The sequence below is a fragment of the Streptomyces sp. NPDC026672 genome (assembly GCF_040638185.1).
GTDB lineage: Bacteria > Actinomycetota > Actinomycetes > Streptomycetales > Streptomycetaceae > Streptomyces.
Genome location: NZ_JBEZXS010000051.1, coordinates 49118 through 55281, shown reverse-complemented (window position 1 = coordinate 55281; position 6164 = coordinate 49118). Strand labels below are relative to the sequence as shown.

The window sequence follows — 6164 nt, the reverse complement described above, 5'->3', positions numbered from 1 at the left end:
CCGCGGCGTCTGGTGCGTGCAGTCGCAAGGCGGAGGATCGCCCTCGTACTGGATGTACTTGGGCGTTCCGACAACGCGGCGAGTGTGCGTGCCAGACGTCGCGGGCCAGGCGGGACTTTCGAAACACGCCCTAGCGGCCCGGTCACCCCGGCGTTGTTCACCAGCCCGGTGACGGACCCGAGCCGTTCCTCCGCGACGTCGAACAGCCGCTCCACGTCGGCCTCGCGGGCCGTGTCGCCGCGTACGGTCGCACAGCGGGCGCCCGCCCGGCGCACCCCCTCGGCGACGGACTCGGCGGCGTCGGCGTCCCGGACGTATCCGACGACCACGTCGTGGCCGTCCGCCGCGAGCCGCAGGCAGGTGGCGGCGTCGATGCCGCGGCTGCCGCCGGTGACGACCGTGACCGGACGGGGCACCGGGGCCTCCCGGGGGTTCACGCGGTGGCCGGCGTCGTGACGTGCCGGCCGACGAGTTCGAAGGACCGCAGCCGGTCGGCGAGCGCGTACACGGGCGTCGTCAGCATGAGTTCGTCGGCGCCGGTCGCGGCCACCAGGTCCGCGAGCCGCCGCGCGACGGTACCGGGCGACCCGTGCGCCTGCCGGTCGCGGAACGCGGCGAGCGCCCCGGCCTGCTCCGGGGTGAACGCGTGGGCCGCCGCCTCGTCGGGCGTCGGGAAGGGAATGTCGCTGCGGCCTTCGAGCAGGCCCGCCTTGACGACGTCCATGGGTCCGGCGAGCCGGGCGGCGGCCTCGTCGGTCTCCGCGCACACCGTCTCCACGCAGAGCAGCACACGGGGGCCCGCGCACCAGCGGGACGGTGTGAAGCCCTCCCGGTAGGCGGCGAGGGCGGCCCGGGTGTGGTCGGGGCGGATGTGGTGGGCGAAGGCGAGCGGCAGCCCGAGCCCGGCGGCGAGCGTGGCACCGGCCGTGCTGGAGGACAGCAGCCAGGGCTCGGGCAGCGGGTCGAGCGCGACCTCCTCCGTCAGCAGGCGCAGGGTCTCCGACACGTCGGTGCGGTACTCGTCGTCCGTCGTCGGCCCGGCCCCGCGACGCAGGGCCCGCGCCGTCGCCTCGTCGAAGGTGCCGGGGCCGCGCCCGATGCCCAGGTCGACGCGCCCGCCGGTCAGGGCGGCCAGCGTGCCGAACTGCTCGGCCAGCGTGATCGGGGCGTGGTTCGGCGCGAGCACGCCCCCGGAGCCGAGCCGGATGGACGACGTCAGCGCGGCGGCGTGGGCGGCGAGGACGACGGGCGGGAACGCCCCGATGGCCGGGGAGTGGTGGTGCTCGGCGTACCAGAGCCGCCGGTAGCCGAGGCCGTCGAGCCGGCGGGCGACCTCCGCGGTGTCCCGGAGCGTGTCCTCGGGCCTGGAGCCCGTCTGGACCGCGGCCACTTCGAGGGCGCTGAGCGGAACGGTGATCATCCGGCCAGTATAAAAAGCGCCCTCTCTCCGGGCACGCCCAACTCGCCTGTTCCGCCGCCCCTGTTGGGCTCCGGCCGTCCGGCCGCCCGCCCCCCGCCGCGACCGGCGGCGAGTTGCCCTCCGTGTCGGCCCGCCGGGCCGGAGGCACCCTGTCGGGCAGGGCGTTCCACGCGCACACTGGAGGGAGCCGCGGGGTAGGGAGGCCACGTATGAGGACGTTCCAGCACTGGCTCGTCTCCCCGTGGCGGCGTTCCCTGACGGCCGCCGCGGCGGGCGCGCTGCCGGTACTGGCCTTCCCGGCGCCGTCCCTGTGGTGGTTCGCGTACGTCGCGCTCGTGCCCTGGATCCTGCTCGCCCGCTCCGCGCCGACCGGCAGGCGCGCGGCCCTGGACGGCTGGGCCGGTGGCTTCGGGTTCATGCTGGCGATGCACCACTGGCTGCTGCCGAACCTGCACGTGTTCATCTTCCTGCTCGCGGCCCTGCTGGGTGCGCTGTGGGCCCCGTGGGGCCGGCTGACCCGCCGCTTCCTGTCCGGGGTGCCCTCGCCCGGCCGGGGCACGGCCGCCCTGGTGGTGCTGCCGTCGGTGTGGCTGGTGGTGGAGCTGGTCCGCTCCTGGCAGGGGCTCGGCGGCCCGTGGGGCATGCTCGGCGCCAGTCAGTGGCAGGTGGAGTCGGCGCTGCGGCTGGCCTCGGTCGGCGGGGTGTGGCTGCTGAGCTTCCTGGTGGTGGCCGTGAACGTGGCGGTCTCCGTGCTGGTGTCGGTGCGCGAGTCGCGGATGCCCGCGGTGGCCTCGCTGGCGGCCACGGCCGCGGCGACCTCGGCGGCGTGGGTGTGGGCGCCGCGCCCGGACGTGGACGGGCAGGTGCGGATCGCCGTCGTCCAGCCGGGGGTGGTGGGCGGTCCTGACGGGCCCGACCGGCGTTTCGCCCTGGAGGAGCGCCTCACCCGGCAACTGGCGGACCAGGACGTCGACCTGGTCGTCTGGGGCGAGAGCAGCGTGGGCTTCGACCTCGGCGAGCGCCCGGACCTGGCCCGCCGGATCGCCGCGCTGTCCCGGGAGACCGGCGCGGACGTCCTGGTCAACGTGGACGCCCGCCGCTCCGACCGGCCGGGGATCTACAAGAGTTCGGTGCTGATCGGCCCGGACGGCCCGACCGGTGCCCGCTACGACAAGATGCGGCTCGTCCCCTTCGGCGAGTACGTCCCGGCGCGTTCCGTGCTGGGCTGGGCGACCTCGGTCGGCCGGGCGGCGGGCGAGGACCGCAGACGGGGCACCGAGCAGGTGGTGATGGACGTGGGGCACGGGCTGCGCGTCGGCCCGATGGTCTGCTTCGAGACCGCGTTCCCCGACATGAGCCGACACCTCGCGCAGGACGGCGCGGACGTGCTGCTGGGCCAGTCCTCGACGTCGACGTTCCAGCGCAGCTGGGCGCCGGAGCAGCACGCGACGCTGGCCGCGCTGCGGGCCGCCGAGACGGGCCGGCCGATGGTGCACGCGACCCTCACCGGTGTCTCCGCGGTCTTCGGCCCGGACGGGCGGCGGCTCGGCCCCTGGCTCGGCACGGACACGAGCGCCGCCCGGGTGTACGAGGTGCCGCTGGCGCACGGCGTGACCCCGTACGTCCGCTGGGGCGACTGGCCGGTGGACGCCGCGCTGCTGGTGCTGGCCGCGCTGTGCGCCCTGGAGGCGGGGCGCTCGCTCAGGCTGCGCCGTGGCGCTCCTGGACCGCGTGCACGACCCGCTCGCACAGTTCGTGGGTCGCCAGTGCGTCCCGGGCACTGAGCACCTTCCCGGCGCGGACCGAGTCGAGGAAGGCGAGGGTCACCTGCTCGATGCCGCGCTGCCGGGCGACCGGCACCCAGTCGCCGCGCCGGCGCACCGACGGCTGACCCTTGTGGTCGACGACCTCGGCGAGGTTGACCACCTGGCGCTTGGTGTCCTGCCCCGAGACCTCCAGGATCTCCTCGGTCGAGCCGCTGAGCCGGTTCATCACGCCGAGCGCGGTGAAGCCGTCCCCGGCGAGCTGGAGGACGACGTGGTGGAGCAGCCCGTCCTCGACGCGGGCGCGCACGGTGACGTCGTCGACGGGGCCGGGGACGAGGAAGCGGAGGGTGTCGACGACGTGGACGAAGTCGTCGAGGATCATCGAGCGCGGTTCCTCGGGCAGCCCGACGCGGTTCTTCTGCATGATGATCAGCTCGCGCGGATGGTCGGCGCACTGGACGTAGCCGGGGGCGTGGCGCCGGTTGAAGCCGACGGCGAGGGATGTGCCGCGGGCCTCGGCGAGGGCCACCATGCGTGCGGAGTCGGCGAGTTCGTACGCCATCGGCTTGTCGACGTAGGTGGGGACGCCCGCTTCGAGGAGCCGAGTGACGATCTCGGGGTGGACGGCGGTGGGCGCGTGCACGAACACGGCGTCCAGGTCCTGGGCGATCAGGTCGTCCAGGGTGGTGTGGCGCTGCCCGGGCGGCAGATGGAGGGAGTCGGCGACCTCGGTGAGGGTGGCGGGGGTGCGGGTGTGCAGATGGAGCTCGACGTCCGGCTGGACGCCCAGCACCGGCAGGTACGCCTTGCGCGCGATGTCCCCGAGTCCGACACAGCCGACCTTCACGTCTCTCTCCCCTGCCCCTCGACCACCGCTGACTGCCCGGAAGCATACGGGGGCCGCCGGCCGGGAAGCGGCGTCAGCCGGGTGGGTGGGGTTCGTCCCTCAGTGGGTGGGCGTTCACCCGTGCGGGGTGTCCCGTGCTCGTCCGAGTTCCCGTGGGCGGTGGTGAGGCAGCAGAGTGGCGCGGGTGCATCGAACCACGACCGCCGCGGCGCTGCTGGTCACCGTGGCCGCCTCGGTCCTCTCCGGCTGTGTGACCGTCCAGCGCCCCTCGGCTCCCGGCCCCGGCGACTCCGCCTCGGCGGCCCCGCGGCCGGACGGCAGTACCCGCCCGGCCGCCGCGCAGGCACCGGGCCGGGAGGCCCTGGAACGGGTCGGCCCCTCCGGCACCCCGAAGAAGGACCCGCGATCCGACTCCTCCCGCGCCGCCGTCCCACCGCTGCCACCGGCGCCGCCCGGGGCGTATCCGGGGGCGCGGCCCCGGCACGAGGTTCCGCGCGCTCCTGCGGTCGTGGTCCCCGCTCCCTCCGGCGCCGCTCCGGGGCAGCCGAACCTGTGTGACCTGGGCCGGAAGTACGGGGGCTGGCGGCCGGGCAGCCCGGAGTCGAGGATCTGCGACGGCGCCTACGGCCGCTGACGCACCGCTCCCCCGCCGCGGGCGCCGGTGTCGTACGCGGGCCCCGTCGTGGGCGTCCGGACGGGCGCCGGAGTCGTCGTGCTCCCGGTGCCGCTGCGGCGCCAGCCCGGCCGAACAGCCGACACCGCCCGTGTCCACCTCGACGAACCCGCCCCCGCCGGCCTGCGGCACCGTCCCGGCGGTCCTACCGGGGACGCTGTCGCGGCGGCCCCCAGGACTCGCCTCCGGAGGCGTCGTCCCCGAGGCTCAGGCCCAGCCGGTGGATCGCGGCCCGCACCCCGTCGCCGTACCCGTCGTCGGACAGCGCGGCGGACGTGCCCCGCGCGTGGCGGAGGTGGGTGCGGGCGGCCTCGCGGCGGCCCAGCTTCGTGTAGTCCGCGGCCAGGTTGAGGTGGAGCGAGGGGTAGAAGCCGCGCACCGCCGCCGGATCGGTCTCCGTCAGCTCGTCCGCCGCGGACAACGCCCGCAGGTCCCAGGCGAGTTCGTCGGCGGGGTCGTCCTGGGTGTCGGCCAGGTAGTGCGCCAGGGTGCAGCGGTGCAGCGGGTCGCCGTCCTCGCCGACCTCCGCCCACAGCCCGAGCAGCCGCGTCCGGGCCTCCTCGCGGTCCCCGCCGTGGTGCAGCATGACGACCTGCCCGATCCGTGTCAGCACGGCGTCCGGCGCCGCCTGCTCTCGTCGCTCCGCCACCGCGTCCCTCCGGGCACTCGTCGGCTGTCCCCCCGACGCTAACCGGCGCCGCCCGCGATCCCCGTCAGGCGGCCCCGGACGACACGGGGCCGCACACGGACCGGTCAGCCGAGGTTCGGGACGGTCCAGTCGATCGGCTCGTGGCCCTGCCGCGCGATCGCCTCGTTGATCTGCGTGAACGGGCGGGAGCCGAAGAACTTCTTCGCGGACAGCGGCGAGGGGTGCGCGCCCTTGACCACCACGTGCCGGCTCTCGTCGATCAGCGGCAGCTTCTTCTGCGCGTAGTTGCCCCACAGCACGAACACCGCCGGGTCGGGCCGCTCGGCCACCGCGCGGATCACGGCGTCCGTGAACTTCTCCCAGCCCTTGCCCTTGTGCGAGTTCGCCTCGCCGGAGCGGACCGTGAGCACCGCGTTGAGCAGCAGCACACCCTGCTGGGCCCAGGGCATCAGATACCCGTTGTCCGGGATCGGCGTGCCCAGCTCCTCCTTCATCTCCTTGTAGATGTTCCGCAGGGACGGCGGGGTCTTCACCCCGGGCCGCACCGAGAAGCACAGGCCGTGCCCCTGGCCCTCGCCGTGGTAGGGGTCCTGGCCCAGGACGAGCACCTTGACCTCGTCGTACGGCGTCGCGTCCAGCGCGGCGAAGACCTCTTCGCGCGGCGGGTAGACGGGACCCTTCGCCCGCTCCTCCTCGACGAACTCGGTCAGCTCCTTGAAGTAGGGCTGCTGCAGCTCGTCGCCCAGAACCCCGCGCCAGGACTCGGGCAGCATGGCGGTGTCGGTCACGTCAACGTCCTTACGGTGTGC

7 protein-coding genes are annotated in these 6164 nt (G+C 74.9%); 2 read left to right on the top strand and 5 right to left on the bottom strand.

The features are described from left to right. Positions 1–416, bottom strand: a 416-nt coding sequence (locus AB0F77_RS37225; RefSeq protein ID WP_361957308.1) for an SDR family NAD(P)-dependent oxidoreductase, incomplete at its 3' end; no start/stop codon positions are given. 17 nt (positions 417–433) lie between these two features. Further along, a complete protein-coding gene (locus tag AB0F77_RS37220) occupies positions 434–1420 on the bottom strand; it encodes an LLM class flavin-dependent oxidoreductase (protein ID WP_361957305.1) in 987 nt (328 codons plus the stop codon). Between the two features lie 209 nt (positions 1421–1629). Between AB0F77_RS37220 and lnt the strand changes: the two genes are divergently transcribed. Further along, complete coding sequence (gene lnt, locus AB0F77_RS37215) at positions 1630–3204, top strand: apolipoprotein N-acyltransferase (RefSeq protein WP_361957302.1); 1575 nt, start codon at positions 1630–1632, stop codon at positions 3202–3204. Here lnt and AB0F77_RS37210 read toward each other — a convergent pair. Then, positions 3122–4033, bottom strand: a complete 912-nt coding sequence (locus tag AB0F77_RS37210; protein WP_361957299.1) for a Gfo/Idh/MocA family oxidoreductase — start codon at positions 4031–4033, stop codon at positions 3122–3124. The genes lnt and AB0F77_RS37210 overlap by 83 nt on opposite strands. Positions 4034–4217: 184 nt before the next feature. Between AB0F77_RS37210 and AB0F77_RS37205 the strand changes: the two genes are divergently transcribed. Beyond that, the gene (locus AB0F77_RS37205) at positions 4218–4667 is read left to right on the top strand and encodes a hypothetical protein (protein WP_361957296.1); all 450 of its coding nucleotides are present in this window, start codon (positions 4218–4220) and stop codon (positions 4665–4667) included. A gap of 184 nt (positions 4668–4851) precedes the next feature. Here the strand turns inward: AB0F77_RS37205 and AB0F77_RS37200 are convergent, their stop codons facing one another. Both AB0F77_RS37200 and AB0F77_RS37195 read right to left on the bottom strand, forming a co-directional pair. Next, the gene (locus tag AB0F77_RS37200; RefSeq protein ID WP_361957293.1) at positions 4852–5355 is read right to left on the bottom strand and encodes a hypothetical protein; all 504 of its coding nucleotides are present in this window, start codon (positions 5353–5355) and stop codon (positions 4852–4854) included. Between the two features lie 104 nt (positions 5356–5459). Then, complete coding sequence (locus AB0F77_RS37195) at positions 5460–6143, bottom strand: uracil-DNA glycosylase (RefSeq protein ID WP_361957290.1); 684 nt, start codon at positions 6141–6143, stop codon at positions 5460–5462. Positions 6144–6164 lie beyond the last annotated feature (21 nt).